The organism is Jiella avicenniae (assembly GCF_021390325.1).
Lineage (GTDB): Bacteria > Pseudomonadota > Alphaproteobacteria > Rhizobiales > Rhizobiaceae > Jiella > Jiella avicenniae.
In genome coordinates, this window is the sequence record NZ_JAJUWU010000001.1 from 336,217 (window position 1) to 358,848 (window position 22,632).

Annotated in this window: 21 protein-coding genes; 17 read left to right on the top strand and 4 right to left on the bottom strand. The window is 66.7% G+C overall.

Features of this window, described 5'->3' with window-relative positions:
* Positions 1–224 precede the first annotated feature (224 nt).
* The 4 genes from LZD57_RS01635 to LZD57_RS01650 all read left to right on the top strand — a co-directional run bounded on the left by LZD57_RS01635 (position 225) and on the right by LZD57_RS01650 (position 7,318).
* Positions 225–3,434: a LysM peptidoglycan-binding domain-containing protein gene (locus LZD57_RS01635; RefSeq protein ID WP_233717365.1), complete on the top strand. Its 3,210-nt coding sequence runs from the start codon at positions 225–227 to the stop codon at positions 3,432–3,434.
* Between the two features lie 308 nt (positions 3,435–3,742).
* Positions 3,743–5,584, top strand: coding sequence for an ABCB family ABC transporter ATP-binding protein/permease (locus LZD57_RS01640; RefSeq protein ID WP_233717448.1), 1,842 nt, complete (start codon positions 3,743–3,745; stop codon positions 5,582–5,584).
* Positions 5,585–5,789: 205 nt separating this feature from the next.
* The gene (locus LZD57_RS01645) at positions 5,790–6,488 is read left to right on the top strand and encodes a phosphatidylserine decarboxylase (RefSeq protein WP_233717366.1); all 699 of its coding nucleotides are present in this window, start codon (positions 5,790–5,792) and stop codon (positions 6,486–6,488) included.
* A complete protein-coding gene (locus LZD57_RS01650; protein ID WP_233717367.1) occupies positions 6,488–7,318 on the top strand; it encodes a CDP-alcohol phosphatidyltransferase family protein in 831 nt (276 codons plus the stop codon). The genes LZD57_RS01645 and LZD57_RS01650 overlap by 1 nt, the downstream gene beginning before the upstream one ends.
* Before the next feature lie 204 nt (positions 7,319–7,522).
* Here LZD57_RS01650 and LZD57_RS01655 read toward each other — a convergent pair whose 3' ends face one another.
* Both LZD57_RS01655 and LZD57_RS01660 read right to left on the bottom strand, forming a co-directional pair.
* Complete coding sequence (locus tag LZD57_RS01655; protein WP_338034667.1) at positions 7,523–8,356, bottom strand: outer membrane protein; 834 nt, start codon at positions 8,354–8,356, stop codon at positions 7,523–7,525.
* Positions 8,357–8,632: 276 nt separating this feature from the next.
* Entirely contained in the window at positions 8,633–9,742 is a 1,110-nt protein-coding gene (locus LZD57_RS01660) for a 5-methyltetrahydropteroyltriglutamate--homocysteine S-methyltransferase (RefSeq protein WP_233717369.1), read from the bottom strand.
* A gap of 322 nt (positions 9,743–10,064) precedes the next feature.
* Between LZD57_RS01660 and LZD57_RS01665 the strand changes: the two genes are divergently transcribed.
* From LZD57_RS01665 to LZD57_RS01675, 3 genes are all read left to right on the top strand, one after another.
* Complete coding sequence (locus tag LZD57_RS01665) at positions 10,065–11,180, top strand: TRAP transporter substrate-binding protein (RefSeq protein WP_233717370.1); 1,116 nt, start codon at positions 10,065–10,067, stop codon at positions 11,178–11,180.
* Positions 11,181–11,342: 162 nt separating this feature from the next.
* A complete protein-coding gene (locus LZD57_RS01670; RefSeq protein ID WP_233717371.1) occupies positions 11,343–11,903 on the top strand; it encodes a TRAP transporter small permease in 561 nt (186 codons plus the stop codon).
* A gap of 20 nt (positions 11,904–11,923) precedes the next feature.
* A complete protein-coding gene (locus LZD57_RS01675; protein ID WP_233717372.1) occupies positions 11,924–13,246 on the top strand; it encodes a TRAP transporter large permease in 1,323 nt (440 codons plus the stop codon).
* Positions 13,247–13,321: 75 nt separating this feature from the next.
* Here the strand turns inward: LZD57_RS01675 and fliI are convergent, their stop codons facing one another.
* Positions 13,322–14,662 (bottom strand): flagellar protein export ATPase FliI, encoded by a 1,341-nt coding sequence (fliI, locus tag LZD57_RS01680; RefSeq protein ID WP_233717373.1) that lies wholly within the window; start codon positions 14,660–14,662, stop codon positions 13,322–13,324.
* The gene (flgF, locus tag LZD57_RS01685) at positions 14,659–15,393 is read right to left on the bottom strand and encodes a flagellar basal-body rod protein FlgF (RefSeq protein WP_233717374.1); all 735 of its coding nucleotides are present in this window, start codon (positions 15,391–15,393) and stop codon (positions 14,659–14,661) included. Before flgF ends, fliI begins: the two co-directional genes overlap by 4 nt.
* Positions 15,394–15,609: 216 nt before the next feature.
* Here flgF and motA point away from each other — a divergent pair, with 216 nt between their 5' ends.
* The 10 genes from motA to fliE all read left to right on the top strand — a co-directional run bounded on the left by motA (position 15,610) and on the right by fliE (position 22,628).
* Complete coding sequence (gene motA / locus LZD57_RS01690; RefSeq protein ID WP_233717375.1) at positions 15,610–16,473, top strand: flagellar motor stator protein MotA; 864 nt, start codon at positions 15,610–15,612, stop codon at positions 16,471–16,473.
* A gap of 4 nt (positions 16,474–16,477) precedes the next feature.
* On the top strand, positions 16,478–17,416 hold the full coding sequence (locus LZD57_RS01695; RefSeq protein WP_233717376.1) for a FliM/FliN family flagellar motor switch protein: 939 nt from the start codon (positions 16,478–16,480) through the stop codon (positions 17,414–17,416).
* Complete coding sequence (locus LZD57_RS01700; protein WP_233717377.1) at positions 17,397–17,756, top strand: hypothetical protein; 360 nt, start codon at positions 17,397–17,399, stop codon at positions 17,754–17,756. The genes LZD57_RS01695 and LZD57_RS01700 overlap by 20 nt, the downstream gene beginning before the upstream one ends.
* A 68-nt stretch (positions 17,757–17,824) precedes the next feature.
* Positions 17,825–18,277: a flagellar motor switch protein FliN gene (gene fliN, locus LZD57_RS01705; RefSeq protein ID WP_233717378.1), complete on the top strand. Its 453-nt coding sequence runs from the start codon at positions 17,825–17,827 to the stop codon at positions 18,275–18,277.
* A gap of 6 nt (positions 18,278–18,283) precedes the next feature.
* Positions 18,284–19,330 (top strand): FliG C-terminal domain-containing protein, encoded by a 1,047-nt coding sequence (locus LZD57_RS01710; RefSeq protein WP_233717379.1) that lies wholly within the window; start codon positions 18,284–18,286, stop codon positions 19,328–19,330.
* 90 nt (positions 19,331–19,420) lie between these two features.
* On the top strand, positions 19,421–20,506 hold the full coding sequence (locus LZD57_RS01715; RefSeq protein ID WP_233717380.1) for an EscU/YscU/HrcU family type III secretion system export apparatus switch protein: 1,086 nt from the start codon (positions 19,421–19,423) through the stop codon (positions 20,504–20,506).
* Between the two features lie 29 nt (positions 20,507–20,535).
* Positions 20,536–20,937, top strand: a complete 402-nt coding sequence (locus LZD57_RS01720) for a hypothetical protein (RefSeq protein WP_233717381.1) — start codon at positions 20,536–20,538, stop codon at positions 20,935–20,937.
* A 571-nt stretch (positions 20,938–21,508) separates the two neighbouring features.
* The gene (locus LZD57_RS01725) at positions 21,509–21,889 is read left to right on the top strand and encodes a flagellar basal body protein (protein WP_233717382.1); all 381 of its coding nucleotides are present in this window, start codon (positions 21,509–21,511) and stop codon (positions 21,887–21,889) included.
* A 5-nt stretch (positions 21,890–21,894) separates the two neighbouring features.
* On the top strand, positions 21,895–22,311 hold the full coding sequence (gene flgC / locus LZD57_RS01730) for a flagellar basal body rod protein FlgC (protein WP_233717383.1): 417 nt from the start codon (positions 21,895–21,897) through the stop codon (positions 22,309–22,311).
* 2 nt (positions 22,312–22,313) lie between these two features.
* Positions 22,314–22,628, top strand: coding sequence for a flagellar hook-basal body complex protein FliE (fliE, locus tag LZD57_RS01735; protein ID WP_233717384.1), 315 nt, complete (start codon positions 22,314–22,316; stop codon positions 22,626–22,628).
* Positions 22,629–22,632: the final 4 nt, after the last annotated feature.

Genomic DNA, 22,632 nt, shown 5'->3' on the forward strand with positions numbered 1-22,632 from the left:
GGCGGGAAAAGTCAATTCCCGTCTTGGCGAACGACAGGGCGAAGGTCGAGCCGTCAAGCGACGAACGGGCCGCGTCAGCCGGCCCGGGCAGGCGTCCCTCACCGGGGGCGAGAGCGGCGCCGGCAATGCAAATGCTTGTGAGCGTTGCAGTGGTTCGATAAACGTCAAGTCACCTTTTGGAAAAAATCCGCGGCACGAATTCTGCCGCCCGATCGAGCGGTCACATGCAGCGCAGAGCCCTTGGCATCCTCCTCTTCTGTCTCGTCCTCCTGGTCGCGATCATCGCCGGCTACTGGGACATGCTGGAATCGGAGAAATTGCGGATCGCCGAACGCGATGGCGACCGCCCGGCGGCCCGGGAAGGCGCGATCGAGCCGACGGGTTTCTCGAGCGGAAGCAAGCCGGCCGAGACCGCCTCCGGTGCGCAAGGCGAAAGCCGGGACGGACGTCCCGCCGAGGCCGGCGACGAGACTGCCAGGGAAGTCTCGGCTGCCGACGACGAGGCCAAGGACGATGCCTCGCGCGAGCCCGACCGTGCCGCGGCTTCTCCCTCCCGCGCTGCGCCGGAGCGATCGCAGGAGAACGCCGAAGCGACGGAGGCCGCCTCGTCGGAGGCCGGACGCCCCGGAGGCGGTGAGGGCGCTCCCTCGGACGCGGTGGCCGCGACCGATTCGGCAGGGGCGGACCGTCTCGCCGCAGGAAAGAGCGACCGTCGGTCGGGAAGCGAGGGGACGCCGTCGGATGATCATTCCCAGGGGGCGACATCCGAGGCGTCGGGCGCCGATCGTCCGGCTACGGCGGAGGCGGGGTCGCAGCCTCCTTCGGATCGCTCCGCGCCCCCTGCCGAGGCCAGCACTGCCGCCGGCAGCGAAGCCGCGCCCGAGCCGGTTGCGGGCGAGGTCGCTGAGCCCGGCCAGCCCGGCGCCGTGAACGATGGCGGCAGGACGGCCGGGAATGGTGGTGCCGAAGCCGCGAATGGAGCGGCCGAAGCAGGCGGTTCGTCGGAACCGGCTGGTGCCCCCGCGACGCAGACGAGCGACACGCAGGCAGTCGCCGCGCTCGATCGGCCGGTCGAGACGCCCGATGCCGCGGCGCCGCAATCGGCGAAGGGCACTCCCTCCGCGCCCGACGCGCCGCAGAAAGCCACGGAAGCGGCATCTTCGGAGACGGGTCGGGATAGGGATGAGGCGGCATCGGCAGATGGGGCCGGCCCTGGCTCGCCCTCGGACGCGGCCGGGGCGGGGGCAGCGCAGGCGGCGGCTGCCGATGCGCCGACCTTCGACGTTCTGCGCGTCGAACCGGACGGCTCGACGCTGGTCGCCGGCCGCTCGACGCCGAACAGCAAGGTAACCCTGCGCGACGGCGACGAGACTATCGGCAGCGACGAGGCGGGCCGGGACGGCGACTTCGTCATCGTCCTCGACCGGCCGCTCGCGCCCGGAGATCACGCGATCCAGATCGAGTCCGAAGACGAAGGGGGCGCCACCAGGACGTCCCGCGAGACCGCGGTGGTTTCCGTGCCGCAGGACGGGAGGTCGGAGGACCTCCTCGCGATGATCGAGGAGCCCGGCGCGCCATCGCGTCTGATCGACACGCCCGCCGCCCGGGCACCCGCGATCGCGGATGCCGGCCGGGACAAGGATGCGAGCCCGAACGGGGCGGAGACGGCCGCCGACGGAAGCACGGCCGACGCTTCGAACGGCGAGCTGGCCGGCGAGACGGCGCCGGGCACCGATGTCGGGGCTGTCGCAGAGGAGAATGGGTCTGCCGAAGAGGGCGCCCCCGCCAAGTCGCTCGAAGACGCCGGCTCGGGCGAAACGGACGTCGCTGCCGCACCGGCCTCGCAGGACACGGCGCCGCAGCGCTCCGCCGCGGGGTCTGGCGGAACAGCAGGCGATCCGGCCGTGGACAACTCCACCGAAGAGCGGCAGGCGTCGATTGCCGCGCCAGCTCCGGCCCCCGCCGAAACGACCTCCCCCTCCGCGGCCAGGGCGCCGCTGAGGGTCGAGGCGGTGGAGATCGACGACGGCAAGATCTTCATCGCCGGGTCGGCCGAGCCCGGAACGCGCTTCCGCGTCTATGTCGACAACGAGGCCTTCGCGGCGGGAACCGCCGATCGCGATGGCCGCTTCGTCGTTTCGAGCGATCAGCAGCTTTCGGTCGGCGACCACCTCATACGGGTCGACCAGCTGTCCGGTCCGAGCGAGGTTGCCGCCCGCGTCGAGGTGCCGTTCTTCCGGCCGGAAGGCGCATCCCTTGCGGCCGTCGCCGAGACGGGCGGCACGTCCGATCGGAAGCCAAAGGGCGTGAGTGCCGCGCCGCAGGCTCCCGAAAGCGAGGTGCCTGCCGCGGAGGTGGGGCAGGCCGCTCCGGAACGGGAGGCATCCCCGCCCGCCGCGCCGGTCAAACGGGCGGAGGCCGTCCCCGATCGCCGGGAGGAACCGGCGGCCGCGTCAAATCCGCCGGCCGAAGCGGCGGAAGCGCAGATCGCGGAGCGCCCGGCCGAGGCCGGCGAGGGATCGGCCGACGACGCGTCCGACCGCGCGGCACTCGACGGCAACCCCGCGACGGGTCTCGTCTCGCCGCCGGCCGGCGACGGGCGAAGCGACGGCGACACCCAGCTTGCGGCCCGGATGTCCGGTGACGCGGACGCGCCGGGATCCTCGACGGCACCGGCGGACGCGCCGGCACAGGCGGATGGGTCGAGCCTCGACCGCATCCCTGCCGCCGTCGGCAACGGCGACGAAGAGGATGCGGAAACCGCTTCATCCGAGGCTTCCGCGCCTGCCAATGCCAATGCCGGATCCGTGACCGCAGCAGATGTCGCGCCGCCTCTCGATCCGCTCGAAACGCTCGCTTCCGGCGCCGCAGAGGGCGTGACCGAAGGGCTCGCCGAAGCGGACGGTGAAACGACACGCGGGGGGCGTGTGGTCGCCAGCCGCGAGGAAGGCGGGGGTCGCGAGGAAGCTGGCAGCGCCGGACTGCCAGGGACGGGCGAGCGCGAGCCGACGGACGCGGGCCTGAACGCCGAGGGCGGCGATGCGGCCGCGTCCTCGTCGGGCGGCGAGGCGACGGCAGAGGCCGATGCATCGGAGCCCGGTGCCGACGTCGCGGGCGCCGTCATGCCCACGGCCGAAGCCGATCGTCCGGGCGACGTCGCGGCGGCCGGCAAGTCGGGGCGCGTTCCGGTCCTCCGCCAGCCGGCGCTGGCCGCTTCCAAATCCAGCCGGGTGATCATCCGCAAGGGCGACACGCTGTGGCGCATCTCGCGGGAGACCTATGGCGCCGGGCGCCGCTACACGGTGATCTATCTCGCCAATGGCGATCAGATCCGCAACCCGGACCTCATCTATCCGGGACAGGTCTTCCGCATGCCGGAGGAGCAGCGCAGCGAGGCGGGTGACGGACAGGCCGCTCCCAGCCGCGTCGAATAGTCGAAGGCCGGGACGGACGCCGACGCGTCCGCTTGCCGGCTTCGAACGAGCAGCCGTCGCGTCCGCCACCCTCGATCGCGCGACGGCGTCGATCGCTTCTGCACGGGCCGGCGACGGCTCGGTCCGGGCTAAATTCCCGCCCGGTGGTCGATCTTTCCCCGGACAAGGATTAGATCGGGTCCAAACTGCAATCCCATTTCAGGACGCGGCCGGCTTGCGGCCCGTGAAGGATCAGCTTGTCCGATAGCAGCACACCGCGCGTTTCCGGCGACAAGACGTTTTCGACGCTGAGAAATCTCTGGCCGTACATGTGGCCGAGCGAACGGCCGGACCTGAAGATGCGGGTGGTCTGGGCCTCGCTCTTCCTCGTTCTCGCCAAGCTTCTGACCGTCGGCGTTCCGTATTTCTACAAATGGGCGACGGATGCGCTCGACGGCTCGAGCGGCACTGTGACCGCCAGCCCCTCCGGCGACGAGACCGGCTGGCTGCCCATCGTCCTCGCCGGCGCGATCACTCTCGTCGTCTCCTACAACGTCGCGCGGGTCATCTCGGTCGGGCTGAACCAGTTGCGCGACGCGTTGTTCGCCCGCGTCGGCCAGCATGCGGTGCGCCGGCTCGCCTACCGCACCTTCGTCCACATGCACCGGCTGTCCCTTCGTTTTCATCTGGAGCGGCGCACCGGCGGCCTGTCGCGCATCATCGAGCGCGGCACCAAGGGCATCGAGGCGATCGTCCGCTTCACCATCCTCAACACCATCCCGACGATCCTCGAATTCGCCCTCGTCGCGATCATCTTCGGCTTCGCCTACGGTCTCTCCTACGTCGCGGTCATCGCCGTGACGATCTGGCTCTATGGCTGGTTCACCATCAAGGCGAGCGACTGGCGGATCAACATCCGCCGCGACATGAACGACAGCGACACCGACGCCAACACCAAGGCGATCGATTCGCTGCTCAACTTCGAGACGGTCAAGTATTTCGGCAACGAGGCGATGGAGGCCGAGCGTTTCGACCGCTCCATGGCCCGCTACGAGATCGCCGCGACCCGCATCTGGACCTCGCTCGGCTGGCTGAACTTCGGCCAGGGGGTGATCTTCGGCACCGGCATGGCGATCGTCATGGTGATGTCGGCGCTGGCCGTCCGGGACGGCACCCAGACCCTCGGCGACTTCGTCTTCGTCAACGCCATGCTGATGCAGCTGTCGATCCCGCTGAACTTCATCGGCTTCGTCTATCGCGAGATCCGCCAGGGCCTGACCGACATCGAGGAGATGTTCGCGCTGCTCGGCATCGAGGCCGAGGTCGTGGACCGGTCGGGGGCGAAACCGCTCGTCGTCAGCGACGGGGCGATCCGCTTCGACGACGTGCGCTTCGGCTACGATCCGGCCCGCGAGATCCTCAAGGGCGTCTCCTTCGAGGTGCCGCCGGGCAAGTCGGTGGCGATCGTCGGGCCGTCGGGGGCGGGCAAGTCGACCATCTCGCGGTTGCTGTTCCGCTTCTACGACGTCAAGGCCGGCCGGATCACCATCGACGGCCAGGACATTGCCGGGGTGACGCAGGAAAGCGTGCGGGCGGCGATCGGCATCGTCCCGCAGGACACGGTGCTGTTCAACGACACCATCGCCTACAACATCCGCTACGGCCGCACCGACGCCAGCGAGGAGGAGGTCGTGCGCGCCGCCGAACTCGCGCAGATCGCCGGCTTCATCGAGCAGCTTCCGGACGGCTTCTCCTCGATGGTGGGCGAGCGGGGGCTGAAGCTCTCCGGTGGCGAGAAGCAGCGCGTCGCCATCGCCCGGACGATCCTGAAAGCCCCGCCGATCCTCGTTCTCGACGAGGCGACGTCCGCCCTCGACACCCATACCGAACAGGAAATCCAGTCGGCGCTCGATCTCGTCTCGAAGAACCGCACGACGCTGACCATCGCCCACCGCCTCTCGACCATCATCAATTGCGACGAGATCCTCGTCCTCAAGGCTGGCGAGATCGTCGAGCGCGGCTCGCACCGCGAGCTGCTTGCGATGAACGGGCTCTATGCCGAGATGTGGGCGATGCAGCGCGAGGCGACGGAAGCCGAGGAAGCGCTGCGCCGGGCCCGCGAGAGCGACGAAATGGGCGTTCTCGAACGTCGGCGGACGCAGCCGGTGTGACGCCCTTCGCACGATCTGCGGGCTGCTCGCCCGGCCCCTCAGGGAACGGCCGGCTTGACGCAACGTTGGCTTTGCGGCGTCGCCACCGTGACCGGATCGTGATCCCGGCAGCCGGCGAAGAACACCGCAAGAGGTATCGCGAAGGGGCCGCATCGGCTAAATCCGCGGGGTATCGGGCGAAAAGAACAGGAAGAAGTCGAAGACCGTGCATATCCTCACCTCGATCCGCAACGTCCTCGTGCCCGTCCATCGGGCCGGCTATCCGTTCATCGCGGCGTTCTTCGGCGCGTCCGTCGTTTTCGGTCTCCTGTGGCAGCCGCTCTTCTGGCTCGGGCTGATCCTGACGGCCTGGTGCGCCTATTTCTTCCGCGATCCCGAGCGCATCACCCCGGTCGCCGACCACCTCGTGATCAGCCCGGCGGACGGACGCGTTTCCTTCGTCGGTCACGTCACCCCGCCGGTCGAGCTCGGCCTCGGCAGCGAACCGGTGCTGCGCGTCTCGGTCTTCATGACTGTCTTCGACTGTCACGTGAACCGCGCGCCGATGCGCGGTCGCATCCTGCGCAAACTCTACCGCGAGGGCGAGTTCAAGAATGCCGAGCTCGACAAGGCGAGCGCCGTCAACGAGCGGAACTCCGTGGTGATCGAAACGGCGCAGGGCGAGATCGGGGTGGTCCAGATCGCCGGCCTGATCGCCCGGCGGATCATCTGCTGGTCCGAGGTCGAGGACAGGATCGAGGCCGGCGAACGCTTCGGCCTCATCCGCTTCGGCTCGCGGCTCGACGTCTATCTGCCCGGCAGCGTCACGCCGCGGGTCGCCGAAGGTCAGACCGCGATCGCCGGCGAGACCGTCATCGCCGAATTCGGCGAGATGCTGAAATCCTGGCCGGCGAGGCGCGACTGATGTCGCTCGACAAATTGTTTCCGCCCTTCGATCCCGGCCATTCCGACGACGACGAGCGCCGGCCGCGGCGCATCCCGTTTCGCCGGATCGTGCCGAACCTCATCACCATCCTGGCGATCTGCGCCGGCATGACCGGCGTGCGTCTCGCCTTCGAGGGAAAGTTCGAGCTTGCCGTCGCGATGGTGCTCGGCGCCGCCGTCCTCGATGGCATCGACGGGCGGGTGGCGCGACTCCTCAAGGGGCAGAGCCGCTTCGGCGCCGAGATGGATTCGCTCGCCGACATCGTCAATTTCGGCCTCGCGCCGGGGCTTGTTCTCTACGCCTTCCTGCTCAACGAGGCCGGCGCCTTCGGCTGGACCGCGGCGCTGCTCTATACGACGGGCTGTGCCCTCAGGCTCGCCCGGTTCAACACCATGCTCGACGATCCGCACCGGCCGAAATGGCACTCGGCCTTCTTCGTCGGGGTTCCGGCGCCGGCGGGCGCGGCGCTCGCCATGCTGCCGATGTATGTCAGCTTCGCCGGCCTCAATCCGAACCTGCCGCAGGTGACGGCGGGCTTCGCCGCGGTCTATCTCGTCTTCGTCGGCCTGTTGATGGCGAGCCGCATCCCGACCTGGTCCGGCAAGGGCGCCGGCATCCGCGTGCCGCGCAGCTATGCCATCCCGATCATCATGCTGCTGGTTCTCTATGTCGCGATGCTGGTGAGCTATTTCTGGGAGACGCTCACCCTGACGATCGTCGCCTATTACGTCTCGATCCCGTTTTCCTGGCAGGCCTTTTCGCGGCGCTCCCGGCGCGAGGCGCATCCGGACGGCCGGTCGGCTGGATAGTTTCGCCCGACGCCCGCGAAGGCTGAGCCGAGCCGGCCTCCGAGCGGAGGTCGCATTTCCCGTGGCGAGGCAGTCCGCGGCCGGTCGACGACCTTGCCGAAACGACGAAGGACCGGCAGGCGGTCTGCCGGTCCTTCGATCTGCTGGTCGTCTTGGCGACGATGGTCGGGCGGCGGCCGCTTCCGCGTCCCAGCCCGCTTCGCCTCAGTGGAACTTGTACGAGAGCTTGGCCGTCACGGTGTGGAAGTCGAAGTCGTCGTCGGAGACGAAGTCGGTCGAGCCGCCGACGCCGCCGCCGAAAGGACCGCCCGAAAGGCGCGTATAGGAGTCGCCGCTGCCGAGATTGGTGTAGAGATATTCACCGGCGAAGGAGAGGTTGTCCGTGACCAAGACTTCCATGCCGGCACCGATCGTATAGCCGAAATCGTCCTCGTCTTCGTTGATGATGGCGCCGGGATTCGGCGCGACGACGGCCGGCGAATTGGTCGAGAAACCGTAGTCGACCTTGCCGTAGGCGAGACCGCCGGTCGCATAGGCGAGCGCCGTCGGGGTCACGAGGTAGCCTGCCCGCAGCCGCGCGGTGACCAGATAGTCGAGGTCGCGCGTCGCCGTGTAGAAGGCCGGCGTGCTCGAAAAGCCGCTGGCGGTCTGCGACACGTTCAGGGCGTTGATGTCGGCGAGCGCACCGAGGACGATGCTGCCCATCTGGTAGTCGTAGCCGATATGCGCGCCACCGGCGAAGCTCGAATCGAACGACGAATCGAAGTTGCTGCCGAAGGCGGTCTGGATGGCCGAGCCGCCGAAGGCAAAGCCGTTGGTGCGCAGGTCGACGTTATCCGGATCGCTCGGGTTGAAGGCGCCACCGCCCTGAACACCGACGTAAAGGCCCGTCCACCCCGAAGACACGGGAGCCATTTCCATCGGCGCCGGAGCCGGAGCCGGTTCGTAAATCGCATCTGCCGCAAATGCATGAGTGGCGAAAGTCGACACGGCAGCGGCCGTGATCAGTAGATGTCTCATCTGAAATGTATCCCCCATCTGAACTGCGAAAATGAACGGGCATTTTCGTCTCGACAAAGACGTCAAATTACGTTGGAGGGATCAACTCGCGTTTCTGTGATTTTGAAGTGATCAGGCTCGATGTTGTAAAAATATCGCGAAAACTGCGACAAAACTTCGCATAAGTAAAGAAAAGGCGCGGCGCGGATGTGACATCGCGTCGCGCCTTTGAAGTCGTTCGACGAGGACGTCGTCGTCATCTGCACATGGCGAAGAAAAACTCTGCACCCCTTCTCGGGGCGCCGAGCCGGTGGTTCAGCCCCAGACGGCGTGCGCCACCTCGACGCAACGCTCCAGCTTGCGCCACTGGTCGTCCTCGGTGAGGTCGTTGCCGTGGGCGGTGGAGGAGAAGCCGCACTGGTGCGACAAAGCGCATTGATCGAGGTCGACGAACTTCGCCGCCTCGTCGATGCGCTTCTTGACGAGATCGGCCGGCTCGACCTTGCCCGACTTCGACGACATCAGCCCGAGCACGACGGTCTTGCCCTTCGGCATGTGGCGCAGCGGCGCGAAGTCGCCCGAGCGCTCGTCGTCATATTCGAGGAAGAAGCCGTCGATCGCCATCTCGTTGAACAGGATCTCCGCGACCGGCTCGTAGCCGCCCGAGGCGACCCACGCGCTCTTGAAGTTGCCGCGGCACAGATGCACCGAGATCACCATGTCCGACGGGCGATCCTTGATCGCGTCGTTGACGAGCTTGCAGTAGAGCCGCGTCAGATCGTCCGGATCGTCGCCGCGCTTGGCGGTGCGCTCGCGGATCTCCGGGTCGCAGAGATAGGCGAGGTTGGTGTCGTCCATCTGCAGATAGCGGCAGCCCCTGTCGGCGAGATCCTTGATCTCCTCGCGATAGGCGGCGGTCAGATCGTCGTAGAAGCCTTCGAGATCGGGATAGACGCTCGACGAGATGGCGTCCCGCCCGCCGCGGAAATGCAGCATCGAGGGGGCTGGGATCGACACCTTCGGTGTCTTCGTGACCACGGATTTCAGGAAGTCGAAGTCGGCGCCCTGAATCGGTGTCGAATGGCCGACCTTGTCGTTGACGTGCATGGTCGGCGGCGCGAAGCCGACCTCCTCGCCGCTGTCCTTGCGGAAATGCGTCTTGAACTCGCCATAGGTCACGTCGACGCCGTCGAGCTTTTCGAGGAAATCGACGTGGAAATAGGTGCGCCGGAACTCGCCGTCGGTGATGCCCTGGAGCCCGACGCTTTCCTGGCTCTTGACCACCTGGGCGATGCACTCGTCCTCGACGGCGCGCAGCTCCTCGGCCGAGAGCTTGCCGTCGGCGAATGCGGCGCGGGCCTTCTGCAGCCGTTCGGGACGAAGGAAGCTGCCGACGTGGTCGGCCTTGAAGGGGGGTGTCGTCATCTCTGTCTCCTACCTGAAGCGCGGCACGCGCGCGTCCGCGGCTGCAACTGGCGCGGACCGGGCCGGCGGCCATCCCCGCGGCCGTGAAGCGACGCGCCTTTCTATCGATGATCCCCACATCGATAATACAGAGGTTATGAATTCCGCAGGGAAAGTTATTTCACCGACTGCCTCGTTCATATAATCGCTGTCTCGCCGCCGGAGAGGGTGTGCCGTGCCGTCTGCGCATTGCTTTGCGGCGGCATTTCGCTCAACCTGCTGCGGATGGCTGCTCGTCGTGCCGGCAGGAGGCGTGTCGGGCAGCGGCGAAACGGGAGGACTCATGTTCAAGACGACATTCAGGATAGCGCTCGCCGGCGCCATCGTCGCCGTGGCGACCGGTTATGCGGCAGCGCAGGACGTGACGCTGCGCATCCATCAGATGCTGCCGCCGCAGGCGACGATCCCGCACGGCGTGCTGGAGCCTTGGGGCAAGGCGGTCGAGGAGCAGTCGGGCGGCCGGATCGCCGTCCAGCACTATCCCTCGATGCAACTCGGCGGCACGCCGCCGGAGTTGTTCGACCAGGCGCGCGACGGCGTCGTCGACGTCATCTGGACGGTGCTCGGTTACACGCCCGGTCGCTTTCCCAAGGCCGAGACCTTCGAACTGCCTTTCATCATGACGGACGCGGTCTCGACCTCCCAGGCCTTCCAGGAGTTCGTCGAGAAGAACGACATGGATGAATTCTCCGACGTCCATCTCCTGGCGGTCCACGCCCACGGGCCCGGTCTCTTCCACACAAAGGACCCGATCACCAAGCTCGAGGACCTGAAGGGCATGAAGATCCGCGGCGGATCGCGGGTGATCAACGAGCTTCTGGAAAAGCTCGGCGCGACGCCGGTCGGCATGCCGGTTCCGGCCGTCTCCGAGTCGCTGTCCAAGGGCGTGATCGACGGCACCACCATCCCCTGGGAGGTGACCCTGCCGCTGCGCATCTCCGAACTCGTCGAAAACCACACCGGCTTTTCGGGCGAGAACGGCCTCTACACCCAGACCTTCGCCATCGTCATGAACAAGGACGTCTATGAAGGCCTGCCGGACGATCTGAAGAAGGTGATCGACGACAATTCCGGCATGAAGCTCGCGAAGATGGCCGGTGAGGCGATGGCGAGGCAGGACGCCGTCGGCGAGAAGAAGGCGAGGGATGCCGGCAACAATATCGTCACCCTCGACGAGGCCGAGACCCAGCGCTTCAAGGATGCCGCCGCTCAGGTGGTCGACGAATGGGTCGCCGCGGGCGAGGGCCGGCAGGCCCTGCTCGACGACGCCAGAGCGCTGATCGCCAAATACACCGAAGAGAACGCCGGAAGCGCCGAGGACGCCCAGACCACCGGGAAGGCCGAGGATGCAGACGGCATGACGAGCGCCATGCCGGCCGAGAAGACGTCCGGCCAGTGAGCGTTTCAAAGGCGTGATCGCGGGGGCGGGGCTGGCGCGGACGGTCCCGCCCGTCGAGCGGAGGGCGTCACCAGTCCCCGCCCGCTCGTGCCGACGCCGCTTCGTCGGGGCGACGGGTGATCGGAAGGGGAACGGACGTGCGAGGCGCGAGAGGGGGATCGATTGAGCGAAGCCGGGGAAATCGTCAGGGAGGAAGGCCGGATCGGCCGCGTCGTCGACGTCGCCGCATCGGCGCTCGCCTTCGTCGGTGGGCTGTTCCTGTTGTTCATCGTCGTCCTGACATGCGTCTCCATCGCCGGACGCGCGCTGCTCACCGTCGATTTGTGCTGTGGCCCCGTTCCGGGCGACGTCGAGATGATCGAGATCGCCTCGGGCGTCGCGGTGTTCTTCTTCCTGCCGTTCTGCCAGTTGAAGCGCGGCCACGTGACGGTCGACGTCTTTTCCGGGCTGATGGGGCCGCGCGGCGTCGCGGTGACGGATCTCCTCGGCAATCTTTTGATGACGGCGGCGGCCGTCGTCATCCTGTGGCGGCTGGAACTCGGCCTCGAGGACAAGCTGCGCAGCGGGGAGACGACCTTCATCCTCGCCTTGCCGCTGTGGTGGGGCTACGCCCTGTCGATGGTCGGGGCCGTGGCCTTTGCCCTCGTCAGCGCCTACACGCTGCTGCGCTCCTTCTTCGAAGTCGCCTCGGCCAAGGCTCCGGCCTCTCGGAATCACGGTTGAAGTGGCGTTTTCGGTAGCTCATGTCCAATCTCGAAATCGCCCTTCTGTCCTTCCCGGTCCTGCTCGTCCTGATCTTCGCACGCATGCCGATCGGCCTTGCGATGCTGATCTGCGGCTTCTTCGGCAACTGGCTGGTGCTCGGCCGGTTCACGCCGATCCTCGCGCAGTTGAAGACGCTCACCTTCACGACGTTCTCCAGCTATTCGCTGTCGATCATCCCGCTGTTCCTCCTGATGGGGCAGTTCGCCGCCAAGGGCGGCATGAGCCAGGCGCTGTTTCGCGCTGCCAACGGCTGGCTCGGCCATCGCAAGGGCGGCGTCGCCATGGCGGCGATCGGCGCCTGCGCCGGCTTCGGGGCAATCTGCGGCTCGTCGATCGCCACCGCGGCGACGATGGGCAAGGTGGCGTTGCCGGAGCTGAAGCGCTTCGGCTACGACGGGGGCCTCGCCACCGGCGCGCTCGCCGCCGGCGGCACGCTCGGAATCCTGATCCCGCCTTCGGTGATCCTCGTCATCTATGCGATCCTGACCGAGCAGAACATCGCCAAGCTGTTCCTCGCCGCGGTCGTTCCCGGCGTGCTCGCCATGCTCGGCTACATGGTGACGATCGCCATCTACGTCCGGATGAAGCCCGAGGCGAGCGGGCTGCGCGACAAGGCGCCGATGGCCGAGCGGCTGCAGCTGACCTTCGAGGTCTGGCCGGTGCTGCTGGTCTTCTTCCTCGTCGTCTTCGGCATCTATTTCGGCTGGTTCACGCCGACCGAGGGTGCCGCCATCGGTGCCGCCGGCACCGGGCTGATCGCGCTTCTGAACGGCGGGCTAAAGGACGGCGCGCTCGGCGAGAGCGTCCGCGAGACAGCCGTCGCGACCGGCATGATCTTCCTGATCATCCTGGGGGCAGGGGTCTACAACTCTTTCCTCGCCTTGAGCCAGCTCCCGCAGGAGGCCGCGAGCTGGGTCGTCGAGCAGGGCTTTTCGCCCTGGATGGTGCTGACGGTGATCCTCCTGACCTATCTCGCCTTCGGCTGCGTGATGGATTCCCTGTCGATGATCCTCCTCACCGTGCCGATCTTCTTCCCGATCGTCTCCGGCCTCGACTTCGGCCTGTCGCCGGACGAGTTCGCCATCTGGTTCGGGATCCTGATCCTGATCGTCGTCGAGGTCGGACTGATCACCCCGCCCGTCGGGCTCAATCTCTTCGTCATCAACTCGATGGCGAAGGACACGCCGATGATCCGCACCTTCAAGGGCGCCGCGCCCTTCGTCGCGTCGGACGTCGTCAGGACCGCGATCCTGGCGACGTTCCCGGTGATCACGCTGTTTCTGGTGCGCTGGCTTTATTGATGGGGCCGAGCGGCAGGGCGGACGACCCGAGGACGACCGCGGCTGCCCGAGGATGGGACCCGGAACCGCCGGCCGCTACTTCCCCGCCGGCTGCGCGAACGCCTCTTTCAGCTTGTTCGACAGATCCTTGAAGGGCTTGTCGGTGACCGGGTTGCCGGGATGCTGGACGAGATAGTCGTAGATGTGCGGCACGAGGTCGACGGCCTGGTCGAGGGTGGCGTCCGAGCCGCGCTGGTAGCCGCCGAGGAGACGGAGGTCGCGGGTGTCCTCGAAGCGCGCGATCATCGCCCGAAGCCGCGTCACCAGTTCGCGCTCCTGCGGATTCCAGGCGCGGTCGGCGAGGCGGGAGATCGATTTCAACACGTCGACGGCGGGGAACCGGCCCTGCTCGGCGATTGCCCGGTCGAGCACGATGTGGCCGTCGAGGGTGCCGCGGATGGCGTCGGCGATAGGATCGTTGTGGTCGTCGCCGTCGACGAGAACCGAGAAGACGCCGGTGATCGTGCCCGAGCCTTCGAGGCCGGGACCGGCCCGTTCGAGCAGCTGCGGCAGTTCGGAAAAGACGCTCGGCGGATAGCCCCTCGCCACCGGCGGCTCGCCGGCGGCGAGCGCGACGTCGCGGGCGGCGTGGGCGAGGCGCGTCACGCTGTCGATGATCAGGAGCACGTTCTCGCCCCGGTCGCGGAAATACTCGGCGATGGCCGTCGCGGTCTTCGGGGCGAGGCGGCGCATCATCGGGCTCTCGTCGCCCGTGGCGACGACGGTGACCAGCTTGTCGAGGCCGCCGGCCATGGTCTCCTCGAGGAACTCGCGCACCTCGCGGCCACGCTCGCCGACCAGCGCGACGACCGCCGTGTCGAAGCCCTGTGCCCGCGACAGCATGCCCATCAGCGTCGACTTGCCGACGCCGGAGCCGGCGAAGATGCCGATGCGCTGGCCTTTGACGAGGGGGGTGAAGATGTCGATCGTACGGATGCCGGTCTGCACCGGGTTGCCGATCCGGCCGCGCTTCAGGGCCGGGGGCGGCGAGCCGTCGGCGATGCGCTCGTCTTCGCCCTTGTCGAGCGGCCCGTGGCCGTCGACCGGCTGGCCGAAGGCGTTGACGACGCGGCCCTTCCACGCGGCGCTCGGGGCCACGGTATAGGGGCCGATGCGCCGGGCCGGGCTCTTGACGCCGAGGGTGGAGCGGATGCCGAAGGGCTTGACGGTCAGGCTGTCGGATTCGATCCGCACCACCTCGCCGATCTCCTCGCCGGCCGAGCCAGGGCAGGAGATGCAGTCGCCGAGGCGCACGAAGGGCGACAGGCCGGCGACGCGGAAGGCCTGCGGCCCGACGTCGACGATCCGGCCGGAAATCGCCACCCGCGGCATGTCGAGGGCCGAGAAGTCGGCCGTTCCCTCACGCGTCAGGCTCATTTGGCCCCTCCGAGCGTCTGGATGGCGTCGCCGAGGCTGCGCTCGTTCGACTGGATCATGTTGGCGGCGCTCTCGAAGGCGCGCTGGAGCTCGATTAGCCGCGTCATCTCGAGGATCGGATTGACGTTGGAGCCTTCGACGAAGCCCTGCATCACGCCGGCCCGCGAGAAGTCGAGCGCCGGCTGGGCGGCCTGGTCGGGGACGACGCCGGAGGTGTCGAAGCGGGTGAGCTTGGCGGTCGCCGGAATGGTGAACAGCCCGACGGCGCCGAACTGGCGGCCGTTCTGGGTGATCATCCCGTCGCGGGCGATGGTGACGGAACCGCCATTGGGATCGAGCTGGATCTGAGCCCCGCCGGCGTCGACCAGCGGATAGCCGGTCAAGGTTTCCATCGTCCCGGCCTGGTTGATCCGCATGCGGCCGTCGCGGGTGTAGACGACCCCGTTCGGCCCCTGGAAACCGAACCAGGCGTCGCCGGCGACGGCCATGTCGAGGGGATTGCCGGTCTGGGTGAGTTCGCCGTTCCGGGTCGAGAGGAAGCTCGCGCCCTCCGAGGCCATGCTGATCGGCTCGGCGCCGAAGCCGTCGCCCTTCTTGATCATCTCGTCGAACTTCACCTCCTCGGAGCGGAAGCCGACCGTTCTGACGTTGGCGAGGTTGTGGGCCAGGGTGTCGAGGCGGCGCTCGAGGGCGAGCTGTGCCGACAAGGCGACCGGAAGCGAAGCCTCCATGATCATCCTCTTTCATAAGGAGTTCGGGTTCCGACGCGGCATGGGACGGCGATCGGGCTCGGCGAGTGTCGGCCGGACAATGCCGCCGCAGGCTTGTCCCAGACTGAAAGGCCGGGCCCCCCGGATTTCAGGGGTCGGCAGGGCGGCGAGGTCAAGGCTCGCACAAGCGCTTGTGCCGTAGGCCAGGGACGGAACAACCGCGTATTCGAGGTTCAAATGGGAATTCTGATTGGTCTGGTCGTGGCGCTCGCCTGTCTTTTGGGCGGCTTCGTCGCGATGGGCGGGCATCTCGACGTGCTCGTCCAGCCCTTCGAATACGTCATCATTCTCGGCACCTCGCTCGGCACCTTCATCATCTCCAACTCCGGCAAGACGATCAAGGATACCGGCAAGGCGATGGGCGACGCGCTCAAGAACGCCGTGCCGAAGCAGAAGGATTACCTCGAGGTCCTCGGGCTCCTGCACAATCTGATGCGCGAGATGCGCTCGAAGTCGCGCTCCGAGGTCGAGGCCCATATCGACGACCCGAAGGAATCCTCGATCTTTCAGGCCTATCCGAACATCATCAAGGATACGCCGATGCTGAACTTCATCTGCGACTACGCGCGGCTGATCATCATCGGCAATGCCCGTCCGCACGAGATCGAGGCGTTGATGGAGGAGGAGATCCAGACCATCCACCACGATCTCCTGAAAGCCAAGCACGCGCTCCAGGACGTCGCCGACGGTCTGCCGGCCATCGGAATCGTCGCCGCCGTTCTCGGCGTCATCAAGGCGATGGGCGCGCTCGACCAGTCGCCGGAGGTCCTCGGCCACCTGATCGGCGCCGCCCTCGTCGGCACCTTCGCCGGCATCTTCTTCTCCTACGGCATGTTCGGTCCGATCGCCGCCAAGATCAAATATGTCCGCGAGAAGAAGGTGCGGATGTTCATCATCGTGAAGGCCACCCTCATTGCCTACATGAACGGCGCCATGCCGCAGGTGGCGCTGGAATACGGTCGCAAGGTGATCTCGGCCCACGATCGTCCGACCATCGACCAGGTCGAGAACGAGACCATCGGCGGCGGATCGGGTGCCTGATCCGATGAGCGAGGTCGCCTTTCAATCCGACCCGGCGGAAATCCGGGCTCGCCTCAAGAGCGCGAACGAACTCGATCCGGCCCGGCTGCCGCGGCTCGCGCATCTGTGCGGGGTCTGGAGCGAGGAACTGACCGCCCGGCTCAAGGAACTGACTTCGGGCAGCTTCGAGATCGTCTTCCAGCAGTGCGGCGTCGAGGCCGCGCCCGATCCGGAGGACCAGGAGCTCGCGACGACGCTGATCGCCCCGCTCCTGTCCAATCGCTTTGCCAGGCCGAGCTTCGTTCTTGCCGACCACACGCTCGTCGAGGTGGTGCTGGCGACCTTCCTCGGATGCCAGCCGTCGGCCGAACTCGCCAGGTCGCGCACGCCGAGCGCCTTCGATCAGCACTTCATCCGGCTGTTCTTCGCCAAGGTGATGGAGACCGCCACGAGGGCGTTCCAGCCGATGGCGAGCTTCGATCTCTCGCTCGGCAGCTTCGTCTCCGCCGCCGAACTGGCGGAGGTCCTCGGCGAGGAGCCGGAGAGTTATTTCGTCTTCCGCTTCGAAATCGAGGTCGCCGGCCTCACCGCGCCCTTCTCCCTGGCCTTGCCGAAGAGTTTTCTCTCGCCGCACCGGCGGTTTCTCAGCGGTACGCCCGAGCGGCCCGAGATCGGCGCGGACGAGGCGTGGAAGAAGGGAATCGAGGCGAGCTTCGCCCAGAGCGATCTCAAGATCGAAGCGGTGCTCTGCAAGAAGAAGATCCCGCTGTCGCAGGTCGCGCGCTTCAGGGTCGGCGCCACGATCGAACTGGACGTCGGCCTGACCAGTCTCATTCCGCTGGAATGCGAGGATCGGCCGATGTTCCGCGCCACGGTCGGGCGCTCGCGCGATTCCTACGTGGTGCGCGTCGAAGAGCGCGTCGATCCGGCTCAGGAGTTCATCGATGACATCCTATCTGATTGACGTGCTCCTCGTCGTCGCGCTGGTCGTCACCGCGCTTCGCTGCGGTCGCATGCACAAGGAACTGCGCGCCCTGCGGCAGACCGATCTCGCCGAGGCGCTGGTCGATGCGGAGGTCTCGCTGAACCGCGCGGCCGAAGCGATCGTGGCAGCGCGCCACGAAGGCGTCGACACCGTTCGCCAGCTCGAGCGACAGCTGGTCGAGGCCCGGCGCGTCACCGCCGAACTGAGCGGGCTCGTCGGCCGTGGCGAGGCGAGCCCCGCCGCCGAAGCTGGCGTCGACCCCTACCGGGACTTCTTCGCCGCAGCGCAAGACAGGCTCCACGCCAGTCTGGCCCGCTAGTCCGGTAGCGGCATCCGCCGCACCGGACCGGCTGCCGCATACCCATCCAGCCCTCGAAAGGCCGACCCATGAGCGACTCCGACCTCGACCTCGACCTCGAAGACTCCGACGACGCGGAAGCCGATCTGGGCGGCTTCGAGATGCCCGCAGGCTTCGATCCGACCGCTGCAATGGGTCAAATTGGCGCCCAGGCGGAAGACGACGAAGACGAAGAGGTGATCGAGGAACCCGCCGCCGATCATCTCGATCTCGACCTCGTCATGGACGTCCCCGTGACCATGGAAGTGGTTCTCGGCTCCTCCACCATGACCGTCGCCAACATCCTCAAGCTCGGTCGCGGGGCCGTCGTCAAGCTCGACACCAAGGTCGGCGATCCCGTCGACGTCGTCGTCAACGGCCGCATCGTCGCCCGCGGCGAGATCGTCGTGATCGACAAGGAGGAGCAGCGCTTCGGCATCACCCTGACCGACGTCGCGAAGCCCGGCTCAAAGCTGCAGGCTCGCAAGTCTCGCGCCGCCTGATAAGCCATGTCGATCATCGCCGCCTACAGCAACGAACCCGGTCTGCCCGACGACGGTAGGTCGCGCGCGGCCATCCTGCTGCTCGCGCTCGGATCGCAGGGGGCGGCGCGTCTTCTGAAGCATCTTTCTCCGGACGAGATTCGCCTCGTCCGCGAAAGCGCCGCGAAGCTGCCGACCGTCGGACCGGAGCATATCGACGAGGTGGTCGACGAGTTCCAGAGCTACTTCAAGAAGGGCGTGGCGCTGACCGGCCCGGCCAAGGAGATGGCCGAACTTCTCGAGAACGCCCTGTCGCGGGAAGAATACGTCGCGATCTTCGATCCGGACAGCCGTGATCCGGCGCTGGCCGACCTGGTCGACATGAGCCGCGAGGGCGACGTCTTCGAGGCGATCGCCGCGATGGAGCCGGCGGCTTTCGCCCAAAAACTGCTGCCCGAGCATCCCCAGCTGGTGGCGATCATCCTCGCCAGGGTCCCCCCCGAGATCGCCTCGGCGATGGTGCGCGAGTTTCCGCCGGCGATGCGCAACGACGTGATGCGGCGGATCCTGACGCTGAAGCCGCTGCAATACACGGTGCAGACGATTCTCGAAGGCCAGATCCGGCGCAACTTCCTCGCCGCCAGCGGCGACACGGAAGAGGGCGGAAGCCACGCCTTCCTCGCCGAGATCGTCAACCGCCTCGACAAGGAATCCTCCGAAGAGGTGCTGGAGTCCCTGCGCGCCACCCGTCCGAAGGACGCCGAGGCGCTGGAGAAGCTTCTCTTCGCCTTCGACGATCTGCCGGCTCTGCCGCTGCGGTCCCGCCTCACCCTGTTCGACGCGATCCCGTCCGACGTCATGGTCAAGGCGCTGCGCGGCGCCGCCGAGGAAATCGTCGAGCTGGTGCTCTCTTCGCTCGGCGCGAGAGCCAGGCGCATGGCCGAAGCCGAACTCAAGCAGGAGGTCAACCTCCCGAAAGCCGAGATCGACGGGGCTCGACGCCAGATCGCCAAGGAAGCGCTTCGCCTCGCCGGCGAGGGCAAGCTGGTGCTGCGCGAGCAGGCCGAAGACTGACGGCCCGGACCGCGTAACCATTGCGCAACCGTAAGCCCTGGAAGGCGACGGCGAATTCATCCAACGTCAACGGCTTGAGGGAGTAAATCGTTGGCGGACGAGGATCGATCGTCAAAGACAGAGCAGCCGACGGAGAAGAAGATCCGCGACACGATCGAGAAGGGCAACCTTCCGGTCTCGCGGGAAGCTCCGATCCTGACCTCTCTGCTGGCGGCGATGGCCTTCTTCATCTTTCAGGTGAAGGACGGCTCCGCACATCTGCTCCTCGCCCTGAAGTCGACGATGGAGAATCCGCTCCAGTGGGAGTTGGAGACGGGGGCCGATGCGTTACACGTGCTCGAAATGCTGGCGGTCGAGATGGGCCGCTTCCTCATGCCGGCGGTGCTCCTCTTCGCCGGCGCCGGCATCGTCGCCTCGGTTCTTCAAAATCCGCCGCAGATCAATTTCGAGCGGATCGCTCCGAAGGCCTCGAACGTTTCTCTGTCGTCCGGCTTCAGCCGAATATTCGGCCTCAAGGGCGTGACGGAGTTCGGCAAGTCCATGTTCAAGTTCGTTGCCATCGGTGTCGTCGTCGGCTCCATCCTCGTCGCGGGCTTCCCGACGATGATGAAGACGATGTATGCTGATCCGGTGCTTCTGCCGGAGCTCATCCTCGAAATGGCGATGAAGCTGTTGTCGGGCGTCTCGATCGCGACGATCGTCCTCGTCGCCGCCGACATCGGCCTGTCGCGCTTTCATTGGAACCGCGACCTGATGATGTCGAAGCAGGACATCAAGGACGAGAACAAGCAGATGGAGGGCGACCCGATGGTCAAGGCCCGCCAGCGCCAGATCGCCCGCGAGCGCACCAAGCGCCGGATGATGGCCGAGGTTCCGAAGGCGACCCTCGTCATCGCCAACCCGACCCACTACGCCATCGCGCTTCGCTACGTCCGCGAAGAAGGCGGCGCGCCGGTCGTCGTCGCCAAGGGGACCGACCTGCTCGCCCTGAAGATTCGTGAAATCGCCGAAGCGAACGACGTGCCGGTGATCGAAGACAAGCTCTTGGCAAGGTCGATGTACGACCATGTCGAAATCGATCAGATGATACCGCCTCAGTTCTTCAAGGCCGTCGCCGAGATCATCTACTATTTGTATGCCCGGTCCGGGGCCAAGATGGGGGTAGCCACGGCTTAGCCATGCTCGACATTCGAAAAAGATCGACGATGTCGCGGGAGCGGGCGCTCGCGGACGGCATCAAGGAGGTGGCCGCGGAGCTGAGGCTCGTCGAGGTCGTCGACTACATCGCCTTCCTGCGGCTGGAACGCTACGGCAATCTCGCCGATATCGTCACCTCCTCGTCGGAACTCTATCTGAAGCCCGGCGTCCTTCGCTTTGCCGATGGCGGCGAAGTGCGGCTGAAGTGGGGCGAGGTGCCGGTCGTCATTCTGGCGCTGGAGTTCCGCCACGCCGGGGTGACGGCCCATCTGCATCTCGAACTCGGCGCGACGACCGCCGCGGTCGACATCGTCCATGTCAGCTTCGACGATCGGCCGGCGACGGTGGACGAGGAACTCGTCATGCTGATGAACGCGATCGCCGACGCTCATCTCAAGACGCCCGACTGATCGCCCGGGCGATCCTTCCGGCGGACCATCTCCAGTCGGAGCGCGATCGGCCGGGTGCGGTCATGCTCCGCTTTTTTTCACGAGGCCCGGATCCTTAGCCCGGCCCCGAATCCCGTGCAGACCTGACCCTGAACGCCGGCACCACCGTCGTCGAGGACCCGTCCGTCGCTTCGACGCGCATCGGGGAATCGTCCAAGCCATCACCGATGGCCGCCGGCGGCACGCCAATTTCGACGATCGCCTTCCGCACGCGACGGCATCCGGGCATCGCGGGTCGGACGGTGCAGGCCATCCCGGGGCAGCGGTTGCGACGGTCCACCGATCGCCTCCGCCCCGCGGCGCGCTGAGCGCACGGCGCCGGGCCACCCATCCTCGCCATGAGCTTCCTCCTTCACGCCCGGACGCAAATGCGCCGGCGGCGCAACGGCGGTCCCTCCGACGCGTCGCGGCGGCGCCCGTTCGCGTGCTTTGCCGACAGTATTTTGCGCCGACGGCGCGGCAGCTTCCCTACAAGTTTCGGACAAGTGGTTGGGCATAGAACCGGGGCAGTCGAAGCAACGGAAGTTTCGCCATGGACAGTGCCTATCTCTTCGGCATCACCTCCCAGCGCAACGCCTGGCTCACCGCCCGCCAGGCGGTGGTCGCAGAGAATGTCGCCAATGCCGATACGCCCGATTACAAGACCAAGGACATCGCACCGTTCGAAGACGTCCTGAACCAGATCGGGATGAGTATGGTCGCCGACAACGAGGCGCACATCGCCATGGGCGACGGCTTCAGCGAGGGCGTCGCGCGCACCGGCCAGCAGGACTGGGTGGTCAACACGACCGACAAGGACGTCGCGATCGAGCAGGAGATGCTGAAGGCGGGCGAGGTCTCGCGCGCCTATTCGCTGAACACGTCGATCGTCAAAGCCTTCCACCGGATGCTTCTCAACACCGTGAAGGGCTGACGCCGATGATCGATCCCATTGTCTCTTCGCTGAAGATCGCCTCGAGCGGACTGTCGGCCCAGTCGACGCGCCTGCGCGTCGTCTCCGAGAACATTGCCAACGCCAATACCACCGGCGACGTCGCCGGCGCCGATCCCTATCAGCGCAAGACGGTGACCTTCGCTTCCGAACTCGATCGCCTGACCGGCGCCGATCTCGTCAAGGTGTCCGACGTCGGCCGCGACCAGACCGCTTTCGTCGTCGAGCACGATCCGGGCAATCCGGCTGCCAATGCCGACGGCTACGTCAAGATGCCGAACGTCAACATGCTGGTCGAGATGGCCGACATGCGCGAGGCCAACCGCTCCTACGAGGCCAATCTCCAGGTGGTGAAGCAGGCTCGCGAAATCATCAACATGACCATTGATCTCCTGAGGAGTTGACCATGATCCCAGCCATCGGATCGGCCCTTCCGCGGGTCGAGCTTTCCCCGAGCAACAACTTCGTCACCGGCGGTGTCGCCCAGGGCGGCGTGGAGGCCGGCAAGAGCTTCGGCGCCGTCCTGACCCAGCTCGCCTCCGACGCCGTGTCGACCGTGAAAACGGCGGAAGCGACCTCGATCAAGGGCGTCAACGGCGAATCTTCGACCCAGGCCGTCGTCGAGGCGGTGATGAACGCCGAACGCACCCTGCAGACGGCGATCGCCGTCCGCGACAAGGCCGTCGCCGCCTATCTCGAACTCTCGCGCATGTCGATCTGACGCC